The following is a 23,526-nucleotide window of genomic DNA, read 5'->3' on the forward strand; positions in this document are numbered from 1 at the left end:
CCAAAAGGTTAGAGGCATTTTCGCTTGCTATACAGTCGTTTTGTATTCAGCCATCAGCCTTTCAGACACGACAGAGTATTTACCATCAAGCGGTACCATAGCAGGCGAGGCGGCCCCGCAGGGCGATGCATGCGGAGCCTCCTGTTCTCGATAAGCCTATGCGACCAGTTTCTCGACAAAGCTTGCCAAGTCGACGCTGGCCTTTCTGGCATTCGGATTTAGAAATTCAATGCGTCCATTGTTTATGTTTTCATGCATCTCTGCCATGGTTTCGGCCGATTGCTGAGAAAGTCCGCTTTGTTTGAAAGTGTCGACCCAGGCTTCTTGTGGGACCGGAACCGGCGAGATGTGGCGGCCCAGCGATTTTGAGAGCGCGGCGGCGATGTCTTGAGCAGAGTATTGTTCGGCGCCTTTGAGTTCAATCACTCGGTGTTGGATGGTAGGTGGATTGATCAGTGCATCAGCCACCGTCAATCCGATATCCTTTGTTGCAACCATGTCGATCTTGAAATCGAGCGGTTGGATCATGCTGGGATAGACGCTTTCCTGAAGCACTACCGGCATCAGGTCTTTGATATTCTCAAGGAAGTAGGCGGGCCGAACAGCGCTCAGAGGGATATTCGCTGCAACGAACAGTCTCTCCATATGTCCGATTGTGGAAATAGGGCCAACCTTGTCACTGTGCTGCGCGCCGACCGACGAAAGGATGACCGCATGGGGTAGACGTGCTGCCTTTGCGGCAGCCACAATGACATCAGCACGCTTCAGACTGTCACCCAGAAAGTCCTCATTCGTGAGATCGGGTGGGAGCAAGAAGTATGCTCCACTGGCTCCCTGCAGTGCTTGGGTCATGGCATCCTTGTCCATGATCTCTGCGACAGCTACCTCAGCTCCTTTTGCTTTCCATGCGTCGCCCTTTTCTACAGAGCGCACGATGACCCGAACCGGTTGTCCCTGGTCGATGAGAGTTTGAGCGACAATGGAACCTGTGTTTCCGGTTACTCCTGAAATGACAAACATGATGATGTCTCCTTGGTTGGTTTGAATTCGATGAACCAAACCTAGAAGGAAGAGTTGAATAAATAAAATGCATGTTTAATATCTAATGTATGCATGAAGTGAATGTATCCAGCATCGATCTCAACCTCCTGAAAGCACTCGATGCCTTGTTGCAAACTGAGAGTGTGACTAAAGCTGCTGAGCTTTCTAACCTCTCGCAGCCCGCCATGAGCCGGGCGCTAAATCGCCTCCAACATGTTGTAAAGGATCCGCTGCTCGTTCGTTCAGGCCGGGGAATGGTTCTAACGCCTCGTGGGGAAGCTCTGCGTACGCCGGTTCGCGATGCATTGGCTCAAGTGTCGATCGTATTCAAGCCGCAGGTATTCGATCCGTCCAAAGCGCAGGACCGGTTTCGTATTATGGCCCCTGATTATGTAGCTCAAATGATCATGCCAACAGTGCTGGCGCAGGTTTTCAAACTGGCACCGCGAATTCAAATAGAGATGGAGAACCTTTCGGCCACCGGCATTACGGGATTGTGCAATGGCGAAATCTCACTCGGCTTCGGCGTGGTTGATGACGGACCGACGCTTTACAATGTTGCAGCTCAGGCGCTGTTTGATGATCGCCAGGTTTGTCTTTTGCGCAAAGACCATCCTCTCCTCGACAATGGCATTACAGTCGAAAATTATGCGGCCGCCTCGCATGCCTTACTGAGCATCACTGGAAGAGGCGGTGGCCGGATAGACGACGTTTTGAAAGAGCAGGGTCTGAAGCGTACGATTGCACTCAGACTTACACAATTCATGACTATTAGCGCGGTGATTGCGCCAACAGATTTGATCATCACAGTGCCCGAACTCCTCGCCAGGCAAGTGATGACAGATGCGCTGCATATGACGCGATTGCCCAAAGAGCTCCAATCCCCTTCCTTTACCGTCTCGCAGATTTGGCACGAACGCTATACGCAGGACCCAGCACACCAATGGTTGAGGCGTCTGATCAAGTCCGCATGTCTAGAATTGCGATAAATTGAGTTGCGTCTCAAAGCTGTGATTTAAGAAGTTCACCGAATTACTACCTAGCCTGTGGTGCCGTCTTTCAACAATTTATCGCCATCTCGGTACTACAGCGGCGAACCGGAACAGCCCTGTGCGCGTCTTGGATCTCAGCTCAACCAAGCCAAATAGATACCCATGATAATCCAAACCACGACAATCTGCGCCAGCATCGCAACAATCAGAAACTTTGACCGTTTGTAGTCTTGTTTTACATCGATCTTTTTCATTGGTGAAACTCCGGTTTGCAAGATCGTTCAACCTGATATCTTTGACTAAATATGTGGAATTGAGCCGGACACAAGCGACAAGAATGCAATGCAGCCATGCATCCCGGAGGCGTTTTCTGCAAGTCAAAAGCAGACATGGGAGTGTCTTAGCCCCCCATTCATGTGCCATATTCTACCGGAGTTTCGGGGTGGCGGACGCATGTTCAAGAGCATGGTGTTGCGTCAGCAATGAATGTCCGCATCAGCGACTTCAAACTATTTTTTCCCAATGGATAGATTACTTTGTTTCAAAACCCGCAAGGAACACTTTTAACAATGCGTCGAGTTTCTCGCGATCTTCCTCAGACAATCCCGATACCAACCGTGCTTGGGTTTCGACATGGGCAGTGACGGCTTCATCGATGACGCGAAACCCCTCGTCCGTTAAAGAAATGAGAAAACTGCGACGGTCTTCATCGCTTTGTTTTCTCACGACAAGTCCGGCCTTCTCCAGTTGATCTATCCGGTTTGTCATTGTGCCGGACGTCACCATGGTCGAGGCGATCAGGTCGCTCGGTGACAACGCATAGGGCGGACCAGACCTCCGTAGAGTCGCCAGAACATCGAAGCTCGCCGCGTTCAAGCCATGTTCTGCCCAGGTCTCTGCCATTTCCCGAGAGAGTTGGGCCATCACTCGTTTGAAGCGACCGATCAATCCCATCGGTGTGACTTCCAGGTCTGGGCGCTCGGATCGCCATTGGGCGAGAATTCTATCGATATGATCCATGGTCAGATTGTCTGGAAAATTTATCTTGACGTCAAGGTAAAAATATATATCTTGACGTCAAGATAATACAGGAGGGCGTTATGTCCCGTGGTACAGATCTGATTTTGACGGCGCTGGCTCCTGCCATATGGGGCAGCACCTATCTCGTAACCACCGAGTTTCTGCCCGATGGCTACCCGGTCACGATTGCGATGCTGAGGGCTTTGCCCGCCGGCCTCTTGCTTCTATTGGTCGTCCGCCAGCTGCCGACCCGCGAATGGTGGGGCAAAGTTATGCTACTCGGCGCCCTCAATTTCTCTATCTTCTGGGCGCTGTTGTTTGTTGCTGCCTATCGACTGCCCGGCGGGGTTGCCGCAACGGTCGGTGCAATCCAGCCATTGATCGTCATCGTTCTTGCCTTCGCGCTTCTGGGTTCTCCCGTGCGGGCGCTCTCGGTTATTGCTGGCGTCACAGGGATGACTGGTGTTGCGCTACTTGTCCTGACGCCCGACGCGTCGCTGGACTTTGTCGGTATTGCAGCGGGCATCGGTGGTGCGGTTTCGATGGCAGCAGGCACGGTACTGAGCCGGAAATGGAAACCACCGGTATCCCTGCTGACGTTCACGGCGTGGCAATTGTCCGCCGGAGGCCTGCTGCTGCTTCCGCTGTCACTTTGGCTGGAACCACCACTGCCTGCCTTGAGCGCCGAAAACGCGTTGGGGATCGCGTATCTCGGTCTGATTGGGGCTGCGCTGACCTATGTCCTCTGGTTCCGCGGGATCAGCCGGATGGAGCCGTCTGCGATTTCATCTCTGGGCTTCCTCAGCCCCGTGACCGCCCTCCTGCTCGGGTGGTGGGCGCTCGATCAACACCTAAACCATCTGCAAATCCTCGGATTTGTCACCGTTCTGGCGGGCATCTGGATCAGCCAGCTTGCCGTTCGCGAACCGCGTCTGGCAGCGCCCGCCTGATTACCCTCAATCCAAAAGGAGAAAGAACATGAACATCATCGTATTTGGCGCAACGGGAGACGTCGGAAGCCGTATCGTCTCTGAAGCTCTGGCAAGAAACCACTCCGTCACAGCAGTTGTGAGAAAAGAGACGCAAATCGACACCCTGCCGCCTTCGGCGTCCGGTCGGGTCGCGGATGTGACCAACACGGAACAGGTATCCGAGTTGATGACTGGCCACGATTTGGCGATCAGCGCGCTGCGTCCGCCGGATGGCCAGGAAGAGATACTGGTTGAACTGACAAAATCCGTTCTGACCGCATCAGCCAAGACCGGCGTGCGAGCGCTGATTGTAGGCGGTGCCGCGAGCCTGAAAGTGCCTGACCTGGGTCAGCATACAGTTTTGACCGCTCCAGGCTTTCTGCCGGCTGACGTCGTACCCATCGCACAGGCATGCCAGGCCCAGTTTGAGCTGTTCAGCACCGAGATCGATGCGGATTGGACCTACTTGTGCCCGCCGGCCATGCTGATGCCCGGTGAGCGCACTGGCCAGTATCGCACCGGCACAGACGCGCTTGTGGTCGATGCTGACGGCAATTCTGCAATCGCCATGGAGGACTTCGCCGTCGCGATGATCGATGAGGCGCAGACCGCCCGGCATCGAAAAGAACGGTTCACCGTGGCCTATTGACCGGAGATTTGAACGAGGAGCCTTAGAGATGGCCTATCAACTGTTTGACGCAAAATTCACAAAACCTGCACATATGTCGCCGGCGCCCCAAAGGTGTAACGTCCAATTTGCCTCGACACTTGGGTGGCCTACCGTGGCGAAGATTGGGACCAGGCGCAGACGAGGTTGGTTGCTCTTGTTCTTGATCGTGATCGCGGTATTGGCTCAAACCCAGATGGGCCATACTCATGTCCGTTGGTTCGTGGATACTGACAATCCCTCGGTTGAAAACTTCCAACCCTTCTCGTTTTATGATCCTGCCGTCCTGATTTGGATCGCAGTGGCACTTTCAATGGTTGGCATCGCGGTATTCCTCGATACGAGATTGCCAACCATTCCGATCGCCAAGAGCAGGGTTCGCCATGACGTGATGGAGTTGATGCGGATCCTGACCGGAATGTCCTTGCTCTTGACAGCCTATGAAGGTGCGCTGGTTGCACCGCACCTCGAGGCCTATGGCACTCTAGGCACGCTGTTGGTGTTGTTGCAGGCAGCGATTGGCATTCTACTGCTCAGCAATCACTTTATCCACCACGCTGCAATCCTGATCATCATCCTGTTTCTCGGAATGATGGTTCAATTCGGATTTGTCCGGTCGTTTGAATATGTGAACGTCATCGGCATTTCACTGTTCTTGCTGTTCAATTCTCTGCCAGCAGATCATTGGCGCGAACAGCTAAAGCCTTTCTCGGTCGACGTTCTGCGCATATTCACGGGGCTTTCCCTCGTAACGCTGGGGATCACAGAGAAGCTTCATGGCGCGGCCTTTGGTCAATCTTTTATAGCCGATCACCAATGGAACTTCATGCCACTATTGGGTTTTGAAAGCTTCAACGACCAACTGTTCATACTGTCTGCCGGCGTCATGGAAGTGGTGTTTGGTGTCATCCTGATCCTTGGTGTCGTAACACGCCTCAATATCCTCGCCGTTGCCTGCCTAATGTTGATATCGAACGCCGTGTTCTTGTTCCAAAACCAACAAGAGGCAGCCCTGACGGAATTGATCGGTCATTTGCCCATCATCGCGACCGCCCTGATCCTGCTGTTGTTGGGATATGGGCAACGTCTCAAGATCACCAATGTCTCCCCGAGGAGTGAAATGCAGGAGGCTTTGTCATGAGGTTGGAAATGGTACCAATCAAACCCGTATATGGACTCTATTGGACGGTGGTTTGCGTCCTCGTCGGTGCCGTACTGTCATCGCTGACGGGGTCGCCAATACCCGAAGATCACTCAATCCATTTCACCCATGACCATTCCGCGGCTCACGGAAAGATCGAAGTCGATCCGCGCCTAGTCCCAAGTGTAGAGATTGACGTTGTTCGCGATGCGATGTCAGGCTGGAACGTCTACCTGGATGTTCAGAACTTCAGATTTGCTCCTGAGAAGGTCAATCTTGCCCCTGGTCAGAACGAAGGGCATGCGCATCTATACTTGGACGGGGCAAAACTGACCCGGCTTTACGGAATGGCTTACCATATTGCGGGACTGCCCGAGGGCGAGCATGTCATCTCGGTAAGTTTGAATGCAAATGACCATTCTGAGTTTGTCCTTGCAGGCGTGCCGATTTCGGCTTCGCTTACCATTGAGAACTGAGGCGATGTCAGGTTGAGGATCGCCTAGATTCTTCTGCAATGTTCCGGTCTGATTCAGCTAACGGATCAGGCAATTCTCCGGCATCGCATTCTATTGAAGCATTCCCACAATCTGACCAGGGACTTATCGCCCCGTATGGTAGGAAAGTCCCGTCGACCGTGAATTTTTTTCGATATTTAATTTCGCTCATGCAGCGAACGGCAGCAATGCAGGCTGCGACTGCAGCATTCAACTACCACACTCAAGGTCCGGTTAGGGCCGTCCACGTCTGCCCACGATGAAGAATCACTATCAACCCAATTAGCGCTTTTGGCTAATTTACTTATCGCTTTGGCTAAATATACGAGAAAAAACTCAAGACTAGAGTCGATTCCGCAAGTAAATACTCGTTTCGGTGCGAGTTACACCGTTTTGCTCGCGGATCATTGCCAATACGTTGTCCAGATCAACCACGGTTGATACGCCGAATTCAACAATAATGTCCCAGACACCATGCGTGGTGCGAATGGATGTGATTTCACGATGATTGCGTAGCTGTGAAACAACCCTTTCTATCGCTGCGCCTTCCAGTGCAATCGTAATCAGCCCTGTTAAAGCTGCCGCTTCCGGCTCTTTGTCAGTGACGACAGTGAATCCCACTATGTCACCGCTCTTCAAAAGGCGGTCCATATGGGTCTTCACCGTCGCACGGGCAACGCCCAGGTTTGAAGCCAGCTCCGACACTGTCGCGCGACCATTTCGACGCAGTTCAGCAATGAGGGCAGAGTCAATATCTTCCATGATGATATTTATCATTAACAAAAAAGCAAAAAATGCAAATAGATATATCACAATATCTGTATTACCTACCAATCCATACAGACAAGATCACAAATCAAGAAGTTCACCCATCTGTGCCCGGTCGAGTTGACCGGCCAAACGCTAGCTGAAGGGCCATACAACATGGAACATTCATCTTACCGGTTTACCCACGCCCTAACCCGCACGCCCAGCGAGAGTGTTGCAGAAGGGTTGCGCGCTGGCAGTGGCCAAGACCCGGATCCGCAAAAATTTGCGGACGATCACAATAGCTACAACGCAGCTCTGCAAGCGACCGGTGCTGAAGTGATCGTCGCGCCGCCACTGGAAGATTTTCCAGACAGCGTGTTCGTCGAGGACCCTGCTCTGTGCCTGATGGGCAAAGCTATCATTCTGCGCCCGGGCGCAGAGAGCCGCTTTGGTGAACGTGATGCCGCACGGCAAGTGCTGACCGAAGTCATGGGCGCTGAAAATATCATCGAACTGCCCGAGGGTGGCATCGTGGATGGCGGCGACATTCTGGTCACGGAAACCGAAGTGCTGGTTGGCTTGTCCGCCCGCACCGACAATGCCGGGGTCGAATTGCTGCGCCCTATTGTCGAGGAAATGGGATTGACCCTGCGGATCTTGCAGACCCCCGAACATATCCTTCATTTCAAAACCGGGTGCGCCCTGTTGGACGACCAGACCATATTTGCGGTTCAGGATCTAAGTGGTTGCTTCGAAGGATATGAGGTCATCACCTGCCCCGCAGGCGAAGAGCCCGCCGCAAACCTGATCCGCTTCAACGACAAGGTTTTTTGCGCCGCCGGCTTCCCTGAAACAAAGAAGCTGCTGATCGGCGCCGGGTACGATGTCCAGACTTTGAGCGTTTCGGAAGCCGCCAAAATTGACGGCGGGCTTTCATGCATGTCCCTGCGATTTTCAGTGGGGTCTTAAGGGCTGGAAATTCGCGCTTGGGACGCCTCGAACCCAGAGCCTGCCAAATCTACCAACTAAAAAATAAATGGGAGAAAAGACATGAATTCTTACATACCTGAACGACTGAAAGCACGGTATCAATCCGGTAAAATGAGCCGTCGTACGTTCATGCAAACGCTGCTTTCCAGCGGCATGACGTTTACAGCGGCGACGATGGTCGCCGATCAGGCACTGGCCGCGGCGCCCAAACGCGGAGGCACTTTCAGATTGGGGAAAGGCCACGGCCAGACCACCGACACGATGAACCCGGGCACTGCCGAAAACGGTTATATGGTCAACCTGCTGCAATCCTTCCACGGATACATGACTGAAGTCGCGCCGGATGGCAGCCTTGCACCGGGGATCGCAGAAAGTTGGGAAGCCTCACCTGACGGAAAAACCTGGAGCTTCAATCTGCGCCAAGGAACGACCTTTCACAATGGAAAATCGGTATCACCAGAGGATGTTATTGCATCGGTCAATCAACATCGCGGCGAAGATAGTACCTCGGCTGCGAAGCCGCTGGTTGCTGCTGTCACGGATATCGCCGCGGATGGTCCCAATCGGGTGGTCTTCCAGCTCGACTCGGGAAACGCGGACTTCCCCTTTGTGCTGAGTGACTATCATATACCGATTGGTCTGTCCGAAGTCGGCGCCGTTGACTGGAATACCGGCATCGGATGCGGCGCTTACAAACTGGACAATTTCGAACCAGGAGTGCGGTCCGATCTGTCACGGTATGACGGGCACTGGGATCTCGCAAACCGCGCCTTCTTTGATTCTGCAGAAATGCTGGCAATAACGGATACCAATGCCCGTACATCTGCGATGGTCGCTGGCGACCTGGACGCGATTGACCGGCTTGACCTGAAAACCGTCGAGCGGATCAAACAAGTGCCGGGTATTACCGTGCATTCTATTCCCGGAACGCAGCATTTTACGTTCGAAATGATGTGCACATCGGACCCCTACACCAACGTTGATCTTCGTCTGGCACTGAAATACGCAATCGACCGCCAGGAACTCGTCGACAAAATTCTGTTTGGATACGGGGTGATTGGGAATGACCATCCCATCGGTCAGGGGCAGCGGTTCTTCAACAAGGACCTGCCGCAGCGTGAATATGATCCAGACAAGGCCAAGTTCCACTTGAAAAAAGCCGGTTTCGACTCGATTGATATCAACCTTTCTGCGTCTGATGCGGCTTTTGCTGGCTCTGTGGATGCGGCTGTTCTGTATCAGAATTCGGCGTCCAAGGCCGGGATCAAAATCAAACCGGTCCGTGAGCCGAATGACGGCTATTGGACAGATGTGTGGAATGTGAAACCCTTTGTCGCGGTTTACTGGGGCGGCCGTCCTGTCGAAGACCAGATGTTCTCGACCGCGTATCAGAGCGGCGTACCCTGGAATGGCACACGGTGGTCCAACGTTCGTTTCGACGAGTTGCTGATCGCCGCGCGCGCAGAGCTCGACGAAGACAAGCGTCGCACCATGTACTACGAGATGCAGGAACTTCTGAGCAACGACGGCGGTCTGATTGCCCCGATGTTCGCCTCATACGTTTTTGGTACGCGCGACAACGTCGTGACGCCAGCGCAGTTGGGGTCGAACTGGGATATGGATGGCGAGCGTTGCATTGAACGGTGGTCGTTTGCCTAAGGCTTGGCGTCAGGCTTGTCAAAGCTCTCGAGGAAAATTGAGAAGCTCAGCCAGCGGACTGGATACAGTCCGCTGGCTTGGGTTGGCTTGTGATCTGATGCAGCGAAAGGGTGGTTTGAATTTCCCGTCTCTGCGTGAGCAAACGTTGCGACAGAAAAAGTCGGATCTGCCCGCCTGAGTGGCTTTTAGTGCCTCGGATTTCGCGCTCGCAACGAACGGCAGCTATGACGGGCCGCAGCGCAGTATGTGGAGAAACAGTCGAACGGCGGCTTTGGGCCGTCCTTGGTGATCGATCTCAGGGACTTTCATAGCTTTCTGAAAGCGCTCCGACAGTCGCAGTGAGCTCTATTTCCAAATGCTGCGCTATGGATGAACAACCAATTCCAAGTTGAAAGCAGACATGTCTAGAACGTTGGCCGCGCATAGGTTTGCACTTTGGGCAACTCAAAACACCAAAGATTTCTATTCCGAGATAAAGCGGTTCTGCATTTCGACCTCCTGCTGACGCATCAGCGCCCAGGCGGTTTCCATATGATCGGACATGATGGCGCGGGCTCCGTTGGCATCACCGTCCCGAAGCGCCACGACAAGCCTTTGCTGGTGATCGCGCCCTTGTTTCCACAGCTCGATATTGGGCGGCGAGTAAAGCCGCCGGTAGACGGTCAGATCCGTCAACAGATTGACCATGAAGTCGATGATGAACCCCAGCAGCGGGTTCTTCGCCTGCTCCGCGAGGATGGCATGGAAGCGCAGCGAGGCGACGTGCTGCTCACGCTCTTCGTCAAGCGTCGTGGTTGGTTCGGAATATTCGGCGATGTTTTCTTCAAGCAGCTGCAGCACATCCTCGGGCAGCTTTCCCGCCAGGGCGGCGGCCAGCTCCGGCTCGAGCGTCAAGCGCAGCTGGTAGATGTCACCAATGGTCAAATCTTTGAAATAAAAGTAATTTCCAAGAAGGGCCTTAGCACGCTGGCGGCTAACGTCGTGCACGAAACTGCCGCCACCCGGCCCGGTGCGGGTCTTGATCAGCCCCTGTGCCTCAAGCACCCGCATCGCCTCGCGGATGGTGCCCTTGGCCATGCCAAACTGTTCGATCAATTCGGATTCGCCGGGCAAACGGTCTCCGGCCTGCAAGCCACGTTCGACCACCCAGTCCTTGATCGCCTCGGCGACCTGAACCGGCCGGCTGAGCTTGGGTTCAGTCTTGGAGTGGGTGGTGGCAGGCAGCAAGTTGATCTTCTCCCATGTCTTTCAGTTCCGGCACTTGCGCGCGGCACAGATCGGTCGCGCGCGGGCATCGGCCGGCAAAGGCGCAGCCCGGTGGCGGATTGAGCGGATCGGGCAGTTCGGACCCTCTCTGCTCGGGGGCGGTCAGCGGGCGTCCGACGACCGGCGCGCTGTCCGCCAGAAGTTTTGTATAGGGATGCCGGGGGTTTGCAAAGATGCTCTCGGCCCTGCCGATTTCCACGACCGCGCCGAAATAGAGCACGACGATCCGGTCGCTGACCGCCTCGACCACGGCCAGATCGTGGGTGATGAAGAGATAGGTCAGGCCGAATTGGGCCTTGAGCCCGGCCAACAGGTTGAGAACCTGAGCCTGCACGGAAACATCGAGCGCCGAAACCGGCTCGTCCAGGATGATGATGCGCGGGCTGGCGGCTAGGGCGCGGGCAATGCCGATGCGCTGCGCCTGCCCGCCGGAAAATTCATGCGGGTATCGGTCAAGAAACTCTTCGCGCAGGTTGACCGAGGCAAAGATCTCGGAAATCCGGCTGTCGCGTTTGGTCCTGCCCAGCCCATGCAGCCGCTTCAGCGGGGCCTCCATCACCTGCCGGATGGTCTTGCGCGGGTTCAGACTGCTTTGCGGGTCCTGAAACACATACTGGATCAGCTTGCCGAATTCCGCCGGATCGGCATTGTCAAGCGCGCGCCCCTCGATCTCGATCCTGCCCTCGGAGGGCTCCAGCAGCCCCACCAGCATCCGCGCCAGTGTGGACTTACCGCAGCCGGATTCGCCCACCACGCCAAGGGTTTCGCCGGTCTCCACCTTGAAACTCATGGGCCGCACCGCGCGCACCCCGGGCGGGGCCGGGCCGAAGAGCGGCTTTTTCAATGGGAAGGTCTTGGCGAGATTTTCGACCTTGAGCGCGGGCATCACACAGCCTCCTCGGGATATAGGCACCGGACCGCACGAGGTGCCGCGCCCTTGAGCGCGACATCGCCCGCCTGGCAGGCCTCCTGCGCCTTGTCACAGCGCGTGGCAAAGGCGCAGCCCGGCGGCAGGTCATCAACGACAGGCGGCAGACCCGGGATGGCCGCCAGTTCGCGCCGCCCGCCACCCAGTTCGGGCACGCAGGCAATCAGGCGCTTGGTATAGGGATGGGCAGGCGCACCGAGGACAGCTTGCGTTGGCCCCTCTTCGACGATCCGGCCCGCATACATCACCGCCACCCGGTCACAAAGCTGCGCAACCACGCCGAAATCATGGGTGATGAAGATGATCGCCAGCCCGCGATCGCGGCGCAGATCGTCGAGCAGCGACAGGATCTGCGCCTGCACGGTCACGTCCAGAGCGGTGGTGGGTTCATCGGCAATAATTACTTCCGGTTCGTTTGCCAGCGCCATGGCGATGCCCACGCGCTGGCGCATGCCTCCCGACATTTCATGCGGGAAATTGTCGACGCGGCTTTCGGCATTGGGTATGCGCACATCCTTGAGCAGTTGAATGGCGCGGGCGCGCGCATCAACCTTGCTGATCCTGTGATGTGACCGGATCGCCTCGGCCAGTTGCTGGCCCACGCGGTAGAGCGGGTGCATGGTGCTGAGCGGATCCTGAAAAATATATGCCACCCGATCGCCGCGTTTTTGGCGCAGCGTCTCGTAGGGCGTACCGATCAGGTCTTCGCCCTGAAACCGTACCGCACCGCCGGTGATCACTCCGGGGGGCGAGGCGACCAGCCCCATGACGCTGAGCGCGGTCACGGATTTGCCCGAGCCCGACTCACCGATCACGCCCAGGCATTCACCGGGTTTTACGGCAAGGCTGACGCCCCCTACCGCGCGATAGTTCCGTTTGCCCACATGGAACTGCGTCTCAAGCTCCTGGATGGCCAGCAGATCATCCGTGGCGGCGGGAATGTCGCTCTTGCGGTCCACAAGCGTGGTGGCGCTTGCACGGCTGAGCGCGCCCGAGCGCAGCCGTGGATCGAGCGCATCGCGCACCCCGTCGCCCAGCAGGTTGATCGACATGACAATCAGGAAGATCATGATCCCCGGCACCACGGACGTATGCGGGTGAGAAATGAGCGCCGAGCGCGCCTCGCCCAGCATCGAGCCCAGATCGGCCTGTGGCGGCTGTGACCCAAGTCCGAGGAAGGAAAGCCCTGCAGTCTCAAGGATCATCCAGCCCACGGTGGTGGACATGGCGATGATGATGACCGGCAAGACATTGGGCAGGAGTTCCGTGAGTATGATCCGTGTATGCCCCATGCCTGCCAGCCGGGCGGCATCAATGAATTCGCGACCCGCGAGGCCGACGGTAATGCCGCGGATGTTTCGCGCAAAGAACGGGACGTTGACGGCGGCCACGGCAATCAGCGCGTTCATCAGCCCGGGGCCGAGCGCGGCGACGATGGCCAGCGCCAGGAGGATGTAGGGAAAGGCCATCAGCATATCGACGCCGCGCATGATGATATTGTCGGTCCGCCCGCCGAAATACCCCGCGATGATCCCGATGGCCGACCCGATGGTGGCGGCGATCAGCGCCGCTGCAATGCCGACGGCCAGCGACAAACGCGTGCCGTGCAGCAGGCGGCTGAGCAGATCGCGACCCAGATGATCGGTGCCCAGCGGGTGACCTTCGGAAAACGGTTTCTGGAACCGGTCGGCGGTGGCGGTGCTGTCGGGGTTCTGTAGTGGCAAAAGCGGCGTGATCAGCACAAGGATCAGGATCGCCGCCAGCACCACCGCGCCCATCGCCGCGAGCCCGTTGCGGAAGAGGAGCTTGAGAAAAGCTCTCATGTCTTGATCCTCGGATCAAGCAGGCTCTGCGTCACGTCCACGGCGATGTTGAAGAGCACGTAGCAAGCGGCAACGAAAACCACGCCGCCCTGCACCAGCAACAGGTCTCGTTTGAGGATCGCATCGACCAGCATCCGCCCGACGCCGGGCCATTGGAACACGATCTCGATATAGACCGCGCCCGACAGGACAAACCCGGCCTGAATGCCTAAGACCGGGATGATCGACACCATCGCGGCGCGCAGGGCATGGCCCATGATCACACGGCGCTCCGGCACGCCCTTGGCGCGAGCGGTGCGGATATAGTCCTGCCGCAGCACCTCGAGCATGGCCGAGCGCGAGAGCCGCGCAATGACGCCAGTGGCGACGGCGGCCAGCGCCAGCGCCGGCATGATCAGGTGGTGGAGAAGATCCGGCACATCGCCACCGCCATAGATCGCGAACATGCCCGACACGGGCAGCCAACGCAGGTTCACCGCGAAAGCCAGGATCATCATCATGCCCAGAAAGAAGGACGGCACCGAGATGCCGATCAGCACCACGAAGGTGATTGCCTTGTCGGCAATCCCGTATTGCCGCGCAGCGGAAACGACCCCGGCAAGGATACCGAGCAGAGAACAGAGGGCAAAGGCGGTGCCTGCCAGGATTAGCGTCGCGTTGAACCGCTCCATCACCTCGTCAATGACGGGCCGGTTGAGCGAATACGAGCGCCCAAAATCGCCAGTCAACATATTAGAAAGCCAGATGAAATACCGCTGCACCATGGGCTTGTCCAACCCCAGGTCGCGGTTCAGCTTCTCGACGTTATCGGGCGTGGCGTAGGAGCCCAGGATTGCCGTTGCCGGATCGCCGGGAATGAGCGACATGATCAGGAAAACGATGATCGTGATCCCCAGCAGGACAGGGATGGCCGAAATCAGCCGTTTCAGGATGTAACCGCCCATCTTGCCCTCGCTGCGTTAACATCGGGCCAGTTGCAAGACCGGCCCGATGCAGTTTGCGTCAGTTTTTCACGACGCCCTGCAGATGCAACAGAAAGGACGGCTCCAGACCGAAGTTTTCCACCCGGTTGCTGGTCACTGCATTCTGTTTCCAGTTGGCAACAAAGACCCAGGGCGCATCATCCTGCACGATGGTCTGCATCTCGCGATAAAGCCGTGCACGCTCGTCCTGATCTGTCGCGGTGCGTGCGGCCTCGAGCAGTTCGTCGACCTTATCGTTTGCATAATAGCCCGAGTTGAAGCCACCATCCGACGGCCATGCCTTGGAGCGCAGCGCCAGGTAAGGCAGCGTGTCGGGGTCGTTGGTCATCCAGGCCATCTCGGCCATGTCGGCCTTGCCTTCCAGACCCGGATTCACTTCGCCCAGGAACGTGTTCCATTCATAGGTTTCGATCTTCACGTCGAAGCCCACGGCCTCGAGGTCCGCCTGAATGGCCGTCCCCATTGGCACCGGATCGAGCATGCCCGAGCCACCTTCTGTCACGTAGAAGGTCAGTTCGGCCCCATCGGCGCCAGCCTCGGCGATCAGTGCCTTGGCTTTTTCCGGGTCGTAGGGGTATGGGTCCAGCGCCTCGTTATAGGCCCAGGCAAAGGCGGGCGGCGTCGGACCAGCGGCAACGGTGGCCGTGCCTTCCAGCACGTCGTTCACGATCGCTTCCTTGTTGATCGCGTAGTTGGCGGCCTGGCGCACCTTCTTGTCGGCGAAGGGGCCTTCCTTGGCGTTCAGGATCAGGAACCAGACATGCGGACCCGCCTGTTCGGCGACCGAAAAGCCGTCCCCCTCGAACTGACCAAGCGAGGTGGGTGGCACCTCGACCATCAGGTCGATCCCCCCCGCCAACATCTCGGCCACGCGGGTGTTGGCGTCAGTGATCGGGCGGAACACGACCGCCTCGGTGCCCGCGGCCTCGCCCCAGTAGTCGCCGCTGCGTTCAACCACGACCGCCTCGTTCGAGCGCCATTCGGCAAACTTGAACGGCCCGGTGCCGACCGGGTTACGGCCGAATTCCTTGCCGTTTGCCTCGACCCCGGCGGGTGAAACGATCAGGCCGGTGGGATAGGCGAGATTGGACAGGAACGGCGCATAAGGCGCGTTGAGCGTGAATTTCACCGTCATGTCATCGACCACCTCGGTCGATTGCACCGCGCCGAAAAAGAAGCTGAGCGGGAACGGGCCGGTGTCGTGGAACGGGTGATTCTCATCGAGCATCCGGTCGAAATTGAACTTCACCGCTGCAGCGTTGAAAGGTGTGCCGTCATGGAACATCACCCCGTCGCGCAGGGTAAAGGTGTATTCCGTGCCGTCATCGCTGATCGACCAGTCGGTGGCCAGCGACGGTTCAACCTCGAGCGTGCCGGATTTGTAACGGGTCAACCCCTCGTAAACATTCACGAGAATCCGGAAATCATTCACCGCGGTCACGGCCGCCGGATCCAGCGATTTCGGCTCGGCAATCTGCCCGACGATCAGCACCCCGGGCGGGGTTTGCGCAGCAGCAGGAGACACGACGGCGCCAATGGCAAGCACCGCCCCAGCGGTTACGGCCATCACACCCCGGCGGGTCCAGGTCATGAGTGTCATTGTCTTACTCCCTGTTGAAATTCTGGCACTATATTTATCATGATAAATTGCAATCGTCAAATTATCATGATAAATACTTATAACCCAGCTAAGGTGAAGCATGACGTTTTCGATTCTTGCACGTGATCCCGAAACCGGCGCCATCGGAGGCGCCGCGGCGACCGGCTCTCTTTGCGTCGGTGGCTGGGTGCTGCGCGGAGACCTTGCCGCTGGCATGTCCGCCAGCCAGGGAGCGGCCCCATCGACCTTCTGGGGCGAGGAGGTTCTGGCGGAGATGCGCGAGGGGCACAGCGCGGCCCAAGCCGTCGAGACGGTCACGGCCACAGATAGTGGCCGGGACTTTCGCCAGCTGGCCGCGCTCGACCGGAACGGAGGGATCGGTGTCTTTACCGGGGGGTCGAACGAACCGGAGAAGGGGGATCGCGCTTTTGCAAATGGGGTCGTTTCTGGCAACATGCTGGCCCAAACCAGCGTAATGGACGCGATGGTCGAACGCTTCACGACAGCGAAGGGCGATTTCGATCACCGGCTGCTTGCCGCCTTGCAGGCCGCCACTGAACAAGGTGGCGATTTCCGCGGCCTCCTTTCCGCCGCGCTGCTGGTTCTGCACCCGGACAGACCGCCATTGACCTTGCGGATTGATCACCACCCGGACGACCCCGTCGGCGCGCTGGTCGCGCTGCACGGCGCTGCGACCTCCGGCGCATATGCGAGATGGGCCGAACAGGTGCCCGTCCTGAATGACAGGGGGCGTATACTTGACTGACTGGGGCCAGCGCGCTGAGGCATTGCTGAACGATCTTGCCGCCTGTTCGGAACCCGGCCCCGGAGTCACACGCCTGCCGTTTACGCCCGAACACCGCGCAGCGCTCGATATCCTGCAAACGGCGATGGAGACCGCGGGGCTCATGGTCTCGCTGGATGCTGCCGGTACGCTTATCGGACGGCGCGGCGGGCCACCGGGCAGCAAAACCTTTCTTATGGGATCGCATCAGGATTCGGTACGCGAGGGTGGCGCATATGACGGGGTTATGGGTGTGGTCCTGCCGATCCTGGCTCTGGAGAAGCTACGGGACGAGAGTGCTGATCTGCCCTTCGCTGTCGAAGTCCTGGCCTTTGCAGACGAAGAAGGCGTGCGTTTTCCGACCGCCCTAATCGGGTCCCGCGCCTTGGCAGGCACCTTTGAGCAGTCCGTCTTGGACATGCGCGACGGCAACGGCGTCACGTTGCGCGATGCGATGGAGTCTTTCGGGCTGGAGCCTTCGGGGATCGGCGCGCTTCGCCGTGATCCTGACGACATAATCGGGTTTCTGGAAACGCATATCGAACAAGGCCCTTTCCTTGAACACGAGGACGAAGCCATTGGAGTCGTTACGGCAATCTGCGGTATCGAACGACACGAGATCAAGGTGACAGGCGAAACCGGCCATGCCGGTACCTTGCCGATGAAAGGGCGGCGTGATGCGCTTGTCGGAGCGGCCGCACTCGTTTTGGAAGTTGAAAAGCTGGGGCAGCAGACCGCCGATCTGCGTGCCACGGTCGGTGCCCTGACGGTTGAGCCCGATGTCGTCAACGCGGTGCCACGCGCTGTCAGGATGACGTCGGAGTTCCGCTCGCCCGGAGACGACATCCGCAGCAAGGCCGGGGAAACGCTTCACGACTTTGCCCAGAACCTGGCGACGCGGCGCTCCCTGACAATCGAAGCCAAGCGGACCTATGTCCAGGTGGCACAGCCCTGTAGCGAAAATCTGTCCCGCCGCCTCATATCGGCTGCCGTTCAGTCTGGCGCGCGCGGTTTGCTTTTGCCCTCCGGTGCGACCCATGACGCCTCAGCGATGGCAGATCTATGCCCGATCGCCATGCAGTTTGTTCGATGCCGCGGTGGCGTAAGCCACAAACCCGAAGAACTCGCTTCGGCCAAAGACATGGCGCTAGCCACTTCCGCTCTTTCAAGGTTCCTGACGTCTATCGGACACGATGTCGATCGTGATGACCGAGGTTCGCTGTAGCCCGAACTCGATCCGTTTTTCAGGGCAAACAAAAGCAACCGCGTTGACCCTACCGTAAAACGTCACCAACATCCGAAAACGGCCTCTCACCGGACAGCTGGACAATTAGCTCGGCAGACAGGTTTGGTCCGCGCTGCTGCCACTCATGAACCCAAGAATGCTGCAAGATGCATGAACGGCGGCTTTCGGGAAGCGGACAGGATGAATTAAGACCGACGCGAACGTCCGGTTAGGGCCGATCTTGATGTAATGATCGGCACGTCTTCGTGAGCAGCGTCGGAGCAGATTTCGGTCCTCGCTGAAACGACCACATACGCAATAATTCGCCGCCAGATGTGCTCACAGGAATTTGACGCGACGAAAATGTTGGCCGACTGCATACTTAATCCAATTCGCTCTGTAACCCTGGGAGGGCCTGATGAGACTGCTGGTAGGATTTTATATGGCCGTTTTGGCCGCTCCGGCGTTTGCTCAGGACGTGACACGCAGCATCGAACCGGTGACTGGCGACGTTTATTTGATGCGAAATAACTTTCACAACTCGCTTCTGGTGGCGACCTCGGAAGGTGTTGTCCGCGTTGATCCGATAAATGCCGAGGCTGGCGAATGGCTCAACGCAAACCTTGGTGAGATTGGACAGGAAAAAGTTAGCCACCTGATCTATTCACACAGTCACGGCGATCACGGTTCGGGCGGTGGTGCGCACAAAGACGCCATTGTGATCGCCCACGAGGACGCTCCGGATGAGATCAATGGCATCACACCCGACCTGCGTGTTGGGGACACACATTCATTGTCCATCGGCGGGAAAACAATCGAACTTACCAATCTTGGCGCAGGCCACGACAATCACATGCTGGTCACGATCGTTCGACCCGAGAATGTTGCGTTTATTGTCGATGTCGCGGCGCCCAAGCGGCTTCCATATCGTGATTTTGCCCGCTCGGATATCGGCGGGTGGTTCCAACAGCTCGAAGCTGCGCAGGCACTGGATTTTGAAATCTTTGCGCCAGGTCACGGAGCCATTGGAACGAAGGACGATCTTGTAAACGCATATACCTACATGGTCGATCTGCAAGCTGAGGTGCTTGACGGTCTGAAGGCCGGAAAATCGGTGGAGCAACTGAAATCCGAGGTTACGATGGACGCATACAAAGATTGGGGGCAATACGATGCATGGCGTGGCGAGAATATCGAGGGAATGGCGCGCTATCTGAAAGCCTCTGGCCAAGCCGATTGACGTAAACTGAACTGCCCGTTCGAATGCGAAAGAAGTTTGTGGTGTAATGCTGGCGAAAAAAGCGCGCACTTGCGCAAATCTGCATAGCACGCAGAGGCTCAAGAGGAGGCATTCAAAATGACACATTCGCTGATCACTCGCCGCAAGTTGATTGTCGCAGGCGGTGCCATTGCGATATCCGGAACGTCCAGCTTCGTTGTGCCGGTGCGGGCTCAAAGCCTTGCGCCAACACGCTCGATGCGGGGTGGGTCGAACAACTATTTGCCTGGCGCGCCTATCGTAGATCGGATCGGAGGCGGCGGGTTCTGGATGACGGGCACTGTGCGCCGCGCGGGTGACGGTTCCGCGCTTTCGGGCCAACGCATTCAAATCTGGGCGCATACGACCGAAGGACATGAGCGCGACCCTCACAGTCATGGGGCCACCCTTACAGACGCGAACGGGATGTTCCGCCTTGAAATGCCGCAAATTGTCCCGGCCTTCGGGCAACCACACGGTCACCTTGCTTATGACAGCGATGACTACGAGACTGTCTTTCTGCGTCCTGTGATGTCGAGCGCCAGCGATACCGAACTTGAGGCGCATTTCGTCCTTCAGCCGGTTTGATTGGACTGGGCAAAAAGCGAATGATTTTGGTTCGTGCTGTGCTGATCTGGATGGCTCTCGCCCTTGCCGTCACCGCACCGATTGCCATGTCAGCATCAAGCCCGCTTCTTGCATGGCGCGATCCGATCTACATCTTGGCCGGGTTTGCGGGAGTATTCGCCATGACCCTCCTGCTTGTTCAGCCCTTGTTGGTGGCGGGATACCTGCCGGGTATGTCTGGACTTCGTGGGCGGCAAGCGCATCGCTGGGTCGGGGTCGTAATGGTTGTGAGCGTTGTGGTCCACGTTGTGGCACTTTGGATAACCAGCCCGCCAGATGTAATCGATGCACTCCTGTTCACGTCGCCGACGCCATTTTCAGCCTGGGGCGTGATTGCCATGTGGGCCGTATTTGCTGCGGCGCAGCTTGGCTTGCTGCGCCGACGATTGCGTCTGCGACCGCATCTTTGGCGTCGCAGCCACACGGCCCTTGCGGCGGTTGTTGTTGTGGGAAGCGTGGTGCATGCAATGTTGATTGAAGGAACAATGGAGACGATGTCGAAGGTAGCGCTTTGCGTGCTGGTCCTCACGGCGACCGTGAAGGCTCTGGCCGCTCTGCGGGTGTGGGCCTATCGAACAACATCGCGCTAGTTCAAAGCACGGTGCGTGGCAGGTTTAAGCCCCATGTCGATAGTTGCACCTAAATTTCTGCACCTACAGCCAATGTTCGGTTTGTGCGGTCGCGCCGATCCACGGGGCTCATATGGTGAACGGCTGTTTCGGGTCGTCCTTAAAGGCGTACTTCCTCGCGGTTCAGCGTATGCTGCGTAGCATCCGAAGTCGGCAGAGAGCCCGAAGTGGACATGCTTTACGAGTTGGCGACAAACGCGTCTACTTCAATTTCAACCAGCCATTCCGGGTTGACGAAACTATCGATGGCCATGATCGTATCAACCGGCTTTACGGTCTGGCAGTAGACTTTTCGTGCTTCGATTGCTTCCTTCCAGTTGTCAATATCGGTCAAGACAACACGGGTGCGGATGATGTCATGTAGCCCGGACCCAGCATCTTCCAAGGCGGCTTTGATGATCTCGAAACACTGCGTTGTTTGTGCGAAAACATCTCCAACACCCACAGTCCTACCTTCAGCATCAACCGGTGCGGTGCCGCCGACCGCGATGAAAGGGCCGACCCGGACGGCTCTACTGAAACCAACAACGTCTTCCATCGGGTTCCCGTTGGATATCAGTCTGCGTTCAAGGGTCATCTGTCCGCTCCCACTGTTGTTTTCGTGCCGATGCTAGCACGTTTTGGCCAAAAACCTGTACTGAATGACAAAGGCCGGTTTGTCCGCGCTGCGCCATCTGAGAGCCATCTGCTATGCGCTTGCAGCGATGGTCCGCAATGCGGGCTGCGGCTGCAGCATTCAAGAGCAATGCTCATGGTCGGCTCTGGGCCGCGAGGTCCAGTCAATCTCGCAAATCGTTCTTTTTGCAAACGAGGTTGCATTCAAGCGAGTGAGGGGCAAACAACTTCGATCAAGGAAGGACCGTCGCTGGAAATTCCGGCAGACAGTGCCTTGGCAAAACCCTCGATCTCTTCGACACGTGTCCCCGGTACACCATGCCCCTTTGCCAACGACAGCCAGTCGAGCGTTGGATTCTCTACATCAAACATTGCCTGAGCATTTCGACCAAAGCTCTCTACACCGACATTCGTAAGCTCATCCCGAAGGATCTGATACCCTCGGTTAGCAAATACGATCACGGTTATGTCGAGGTTTTCGCGCGCCATGGTCCACAAGGATTGCAATGTGTACATGGCTGAGCCGTCACCCGTCAGGGCAATGACCTTCCGATCCGGACAGGCAATCGCCGCGCCGGTTGCGCAGGGCAGACACAGGCCGATTGCCCCACCCGTTCCGGCAAGCAAATCGTGCGGCCGAGCCGTGGCGGTCGGTGGAATGACGTGGAACCCGGAAGTCACTGATTCATTGCACAAAATAGCGTTCTCGGGGATCAGAGCCGCCAGGGTCTGACCAACCTTCGCCAACGTCAGCTGTCCGCTAGGAATGGAAGGCAATTCGAGAGGATATGTGTTCGCCGAGGTTGTGCTGGACACCCCGACGGCATCCGCCAGGGATTGAAGCGTCCAGTCGATATCATCCGTTGGGCTACAAAGATCTATAACCGGACAATCCGATGGCTCTGGGACACTTGGCTTACCCGGGTAGGCAAAAAAAGCGACGGGCCTGTCGGTGCCTAACAAGGTGATTGAGGATGTGCCATCAAGCTGAGCGATTTTGGGAGTGATCGGATAAACCAACTGATCCAATTTTGTCGCCCCAGCACCCTTTGAGATGCGGGGAATCAGCGTGTCGGCCAGCACCCGGCATCCTGTTTCCGCCGCAATTTTGCCAACCAGTTCGCGAAGCGGCCCAAAAAGAGCGGCCCCCCCAATCATAAGGGCAGCTTGTTGCGTAGTCAGGCGTGCAGCCGCAGCTTCGATATCATCGATGGACGGGCGATGACATCGCTGGGTTGGCAAGATTGTCGTCACCGGGCCATTGGCGGTCTCCCAAGCGGTGTCGGCAGGAAGGATCAGCGTGGCAATCTGGCCGTTTTGAGATCGGGCAGCCTGTATTGCTGCAGCACCGTCCCCGGCAACACTCGTGGCATCCCCAGAAACCCGTGTCCAATGGCTCACGGCCTGACTGATGCCGACGATGTCGCCTTTGAGCGGGCTTTCGTAGCGCAGGTGATGCGTTGCATGATCTCCGACCACATTCACAATCCCAGAACCGGATTTTCGGGCGTTATGTAGATTTGCAAATGCGTTGCCAAACCCTGGCGCAAGATGAAGCAACGTACCTGCAACGTCTCGCTTCATACGATAGTAGCCATCTGCAGCGCCCGTCGTACCACCTTCGAAAAGGCACAAAACGCAATTCATCTCGGGGTGGTCATCAAGGGCTGCGACAAAATGCATTTCAGATGTGCCAGGATTGGCAAAAACGGTATCCACGCCACAGTGCAAGAAGGTTTTGACTAACGATTCTGCGCCGTTCACTTGATCCACCGTTTAGTAAGGGTCTGGCGAAGTTTAGGAGACAGATTGTCCCGATGTAAGTGAAAACGCCCGTGAACACTCGCGGGTCTTCAAATTTCAACTATTCCCAAGTTGGCGTCTTAATATCAATATTGCTGTGCACTGCATGAATGGCGGCTATGCGGGCTGCAATCGCAGAATCGTGACTAGTGGCCGAATGTCTGGTTAGGGCCGCCCGTGACACCCTACCAACCTCGATTCAAAAGGGTGCTGCAAAGCTTCCGAGAGCCACATGGGCCTCTTCACGACACTCGTATAGC

Annotated in this window: 22 protein-coding genes; 12 read left to right on the forward strand and 10 right to left on the reverse strand. The window is 57.0% G+C overall.

The genetic code is table 11. The features are described from left to right. Positions 1–156: 156 nt before the first annotated feature. A complete protein-coding gene (locus tag LC334_RS21920) occupies positions 157–1,020 on the reverse strand; it encodes an NmrA family NAD(P)-binding protein (RefSeq protein WP_085802479.1) in 864 nt (287 codons plus the stop codon). Positions 1,021–1,109: 89 nt separating this feature from the next. Between LC334_RS21920 and LC334_RS21925 the strand changes: the two genes are divergently transcribed. Next, the gene (locus LC334_RS21925; protein WP_085802480.1) at positions 1,110–2,030 is read left to right on the forward strand and encodes a LysR family transcriptional regulator; all 921 of its coding nucleotides are present in this window, start codon (positions 1,110–1,112) and stop codon (positions 2,028–2,030) included. 534 nt (positions 2,031–2,564) lie between these two features. Here LC334_RS21925 and LC334_RS21930 read toward each other — a convergent pair. Continuing rightward, positions 2,565–3,053 carry a MarR family winged helix-turn-helix transcriptional regulator gene (locus LC334_RS21930; protein WP_085802481.1) on the reverse strand — a complete coding sequence of 163 codons (489 nt, stop codon included), beginning with the start codon at positions 3,051–3,053 and terminating at the stop codon, positions 2,565–2,567. 80 nt (positions 3,054–3,133) lie between these two features. Here LC334_RS21930 and LC334_RS21935 point away from each other — a divergent pair, with 80 nt between their 5' ends. The 4 genes from LC334_RS21935 to LC334_RS21950 are packed head-to-tail and all read left to right on the forward strand — an operon-like array spanning position 3,134 to position 6,308. Then, on the forward strand, positions 3,134–4,003 hold the full coding sequence (locus tag LC334_RS21935; protein ID WP_085802482.1) for an EamA family transporter: 870 nt from the start codon (positions 3,134–3,136) through the stop codon (positions 4,001–4,003). 28 nt (positions 4,004–4,031) lie between these two features. Continuing rightward, positions 4,032–4,673 (forward strand): NAD(P)-dependent oxidoreductase, encoded by a 642-nt coding sequence (locus LC334_RS21940; protein ID WP_085802483.1) that lies wholly within the window; start codon positions 4,032–4,034, stop codon positions 4,671–4,673. 28 nt (positions 4,674–4,701) lie between these two features. After that, positions 4,702–5,832 (forward strand): DoxX family membrane protein, encoded by a 1,131-nt coding sequence (locus LC334_RS21945; protein ID WP_176237795.1) that lies wholly within the window; start codon positions 4,702–4,704, stop codon positions 5,830–5,832. Further along, a complete protein-coding gene (locus tag LC334_RS21950; RefSeq protein WP_085802485.1) occupies positions 5,829–6,308 on the forward strand; it encodes a hypothetical protein in 480 nt (159 codons plus the stop codon). Before LC334_RS21945 ends, LC334_RS21950 begins: the two co-directional genes overlap by 4 nt. 360 nt (positions 6,309–6,668) lie before the next feature. On the opposite strand, the gene LC334_RS21955 is transcribed toward LC334_RS21950, so the two are convergent. After that, a complete protein-coding gene (locus LC334_RS21955; RefSeq protein WP_176237796.1) occupies positions 6,669–7,088 on the reverse strand; it encodes an Lrp/AsnC family transcriptional regulator in 420 nt (139 codons plus the stop codon). Positions 7,089–7,250: 162 nt separating this feature from the next. On the opposite strand from LC334_RS21955, the gene LC334_RS21960 reads away from it, so the two are divergent. Next, positions 7,251–8,045: a dimethylarginine dimethylaminohydrolase gene (locus LC334_RS21960; RefSeq protein WP_085802487.1), complete on the forward strand. Its 795-nt coding sequence runs from the start codon at positions 7,251–7,253 to the stop codon at positions 8,043–8,045. 81 nt (positions 8,046–8,126) lie between these two features. Further along, a complete protein-coding gene (locus LC334_RS21965; protein WP_085802488.1) occupies positions 8,127–9,725 on the forward strand; it encodes an ABC transporter substrate-binding protein in 1,599 nt (532 codons plus the stop codon). A 462-nt stretch (positions 9,726–10,187) separates the two neighbouring features. On the opposite strand, the gene LC334_RS21970 is transcribed toward LC334_RS21965, so the two are convergent. Genes LC334_RS21970 through LC334_RS21990 form a run of 5 tightly spaced genes read right to left on the reverse strand, consistent with a single transcriptional unit; the run spans position 10,188 to position 16,325 of the window. Further along, entirely contained in the window at positions 10,188–10,952 is a 765-nt protein-coding gene (locus tag LC334_RS21970) for a FadR/GntR family transcriptional regulator (RefSeq protein WP_223413121.1), read from the reverse strand. Then, a complete protein-coding gene (locus tag LC334_RS21975) occupies positions 10,921–11,880 on the reverse strand; it encodes an ABC transporter ATP-binding protein (RefSeq protein ID WP_139836552.1) in 960 nt (319 codons plus the stop codon). The genes LC334_RS21970 and LC334_RS21975 overlap by 32 nt, the downstream gene beginning before the upstream one ends. Further along, the gene (locus tag LC334_RS21980; RefSeq protein ID WP_085802490.1) at positions 11,877–13,742 is read right to left on the reverse strand and encodes a dipeptide/oligopeptide/nickel ABC transporter permease/ATP-binding protein; all 1,866 of its coding nucleotides are present in this window, start codon (positions 13,740–13,742) and stop codon (positions 11,877–11,879) included. The genes LC334_RS21975 and LC334_RS21980 overlap by 4 nt, the downstream gene beginning before the upstream one ends. After that, positions 13,739–14,686, reverse strand: a complete 948-nt coding sequence (locus LC334_RS21985) for an ABC transporter permease (protein WP_085802491.1) — start codon at positions 14,684–14,686, stop codon at positions 13,739–13,741. Before LC334_RS21985 ends, LC334_RS21980 begins: the two co-directional genes overlap by 4 nt. Positions 14,687–14,744: 58 nt before the next feature. Further along, positions 14,745–16,325, reverse strand: coding sequence for an ABC transporter substrate-binding protein (locus tag LC334_RS21990; protein ID WP_085802492.1), 1,581 nt, complete (start codon positions 16,323–16,325; stop codon positions 14,745–14,747). Positions 16,326–16,425: 100 nt separating this feature from the next. Here LC334_RS21990 and LC334_RS21995 point away from each other — a divergent pair, with 100 nt between their 5' ends. From LC334_RS21995 to LC334_RS22015, 5 genes are all read left to right on the forward strand, one after another. Next, positions 16,426–17,091 (forward strand): DUF1028 domain-containing protein, encoded by a 666-nt coding sequence (locus LC334_RS21995; protein WP_085802493.1) that lies wholly within the window; start codon positions 16,426–16,428, stop codon positions 17,089–17,091. Then, the gene (locus LC334_RS22000) at positions 17,084–18,334 is read left to right on the forward strand and encodes a Zn-dependent hydrolase (protein WP_085802494.1); all 1,251 of its coding nucleotides are present in this window, start codon (positions 17,084–17,086) and stop codon (positions 18,332–18,334) included. The genes LC334_RS21995 and LC334_RS22000 overlap by 8 nt, the downstream gene beginning before the upstream one ends. A 418-nt stretch (positions 18,335–18,752) precedes the next feature. Next, positions 18,753–19,574, forward strand: a complete 822-nt coding sequence (locus LC334_RS22005; protein WP_085802495.1) for an MBL fold metallo-hydrolase — start codon at positions 18,753–18,755, stop codon at positions 19,572–19,574. Positions 19,575–19,691: 117 nt separating this feature from the next. Next, a complete protein-coding gene (locus LC334_RS22010) occupies positions 19,692–20,180 on the forward strand; it encodes a peptidase associated/transthyretin-like domain-containing protein (protein ID WP_085802496.1) in 489 nt (162 codons plus the stop codon). Between the two features lie 20 nt (positions 20,181–20,200). Then, positions 20,201–20,809, forward strand: coding sequence for a ferric reductase-like transmembrane domain-containing protein (locus tag LC334_RS22015; protein ID WP_085802497.1), 609 nt, complete (start codon positions 20,201–20,203; stop codon positions 20,807–20,809). A gap of 217 nt (positions 20,810–21,026) precedes the next feature. On the opposite strand, the gene LC334_RS22020 is transcribed toward LC334_RS22015, so the two are convergent. Together LC334_RS22020 and LC334_RS22025 are read right to left on the reverse strand one after the other, a co-directional pair. After that, a complete protein-coding gene (locus LC334_RS22020; protein WP_223413122.1) occupies positions 21,027–21,425 on the reverse strand; it encodes a Rid family hydrolase in 399 nt (132 codons plus the stop codon). 242 nt (positions 21,426–21,667) lie between these two features. Further along, entirely contained in the window at positions 21,668–23,236 is a 1,569-nt protein-coding gene (locus tag LC334_RS22025) for an acetolactate synthase large subunit (RefSeq protein ID WP_306372167.1), read from the reverse strand. Between the last annotated feature and the right edge of the window lie 290 nt (positions 23,237–23,526).

It is taken from the genome of Roseovarius aestuarii (assembly GCF_019966515.1).
GTDB lineage: Bacteria > Pseudomonadota > Alphaproteobacteria > Rhodobacterales > Rhodobacteraceae > Roseovarius > Roseovarius aestuarii.

Excerpts from the sequence above, each read along its gene's own strand:
- LC334_RS21995 (WP_085802493.1), top strand. The coding sequence starts at position 16,426 with ATGACGTTTTCGATTCTTGCACGTGATCCCGAAACCGGCGCCATCGGA.
- LC334_RS21935 (WP_085802482.1), top strand. The coding sequence starts at position 3,134 with ATGTCCCGTGGTACAGATCTGATTTTGACGGCGCTGGCTCCTGCCATA.
- LC334_RS21930 (WP_085802481.1), bottom strand. The coding sequence starts at position 3,053 with ATGGATCATATCGATAGAATTCTCGCCCAATGGCGATCCGAGCGCCCA.
- LC334_RS21925 (WP_085802480.1), top strand. The coding sequence starts at position 1,110 with ATGCATGAAGTGAATGTATCCAGCATCGATCTCAACCTCCTGAAAGCA.
- LC334_RS21950 (WP_085802485.1), top strand. The coding sequence starts at position 5,829 with ATGAGGTTGGAAATGGTACCAATCAAACCCGTATATGGACTCTATTGG.
- LC334_RS21960 (WP_085802487.1), top strand. The coding sequence starts at position 7,251 with ATGGAACATTCATCTTACCGGTTTACCCACGCCCTAACCCGCACGCCC.
- LC334_RS22005 (WP_085802495.1), top strand. The coding sequence starts at position 18,753 with ATGAGACTGCTGGTAGGATTTTATATGGCCGTTTTGGCCGCTCCGGCG.
- LC334_RS22020 (WP_223413122.1), bottom strand. The coding sequence starts at position 21,425 with ATGACCCTTGAACGCAGACTGATATCCAACGGGAACCCGATGGAAGAC.
- LC334_RS21955 (WP_176237796.1), bottom strand. The coding sequence starts at position 7,088 with ATGGAAGATATTGACTCTGCCCTCATTGCTGAACTGCGTCGAAATGGT.
- LC334_RS21990 (WP_085802492.1), bottom strand. The coding sequence starts at position 16,325 with ATGACACTCATGACCTGGACCCGCCGGGGTGTGATGGCCGTAACCGCT.
- LC334_RS22010 (WP_085802496.1), top strand. The coding sequence starts at position 19,692 with ATGACACATTCGCTGATCACTCGCCGCAAGTTGATTGTCGCAGGCGGT.
- LC334_RS21940 (WP_085802483.1), top strand. The coding sequence starts at position 4,032 with ATGAACATCATCGTATTTGGCGCAACGGGAGACGTCGGAAGCCGTATC.
- LC334_RS21980 (WP_085802490.1), bottom strand. The coding sequence starts at position 13,742 with ATGAGAGCTTTTCTCAAGCTCCTCTTCCGCAACGGGCTCGCGGCGATG.
- LC334_RS21965 (WP_085802488.1), top strand. The coding sequence starts at position 8,127 with ATGAATTCTTACATACCTGAACGACTGAAAGCACGGTATCAATCCGGT.
- LC334_RS21985 (WP_085802491.1), bottom strand. The coding sequence starts at position 14,686 with ATGGGCGGTTACATCCTGAAACGGCTGATTTCGGCCATCCCTGTCCTG.
- LC334_RS21945 (WP_176237795.1), top strand. The coding sequence starts at position 4,702 with ATGGCCTATCAACTGTTTGACGCAAAATTCACAAAACCTGCACATATG.
- LC334_RS21920 (WP_085802479.1), bottom strand. The coding sequence starts at position 1,020 with ATGTTTGTCATTTCAGGAGTAACCGGAAACACAGGTTCCATTGTCGCT.
- LC334_RS22015 (WP_085802497.1), top strand. The coding sequence starts at position 20,201 with ATGATTTTGGTTCGTGCTGTGCTGATCTGGATGGCTCTCGCCCTTGCC.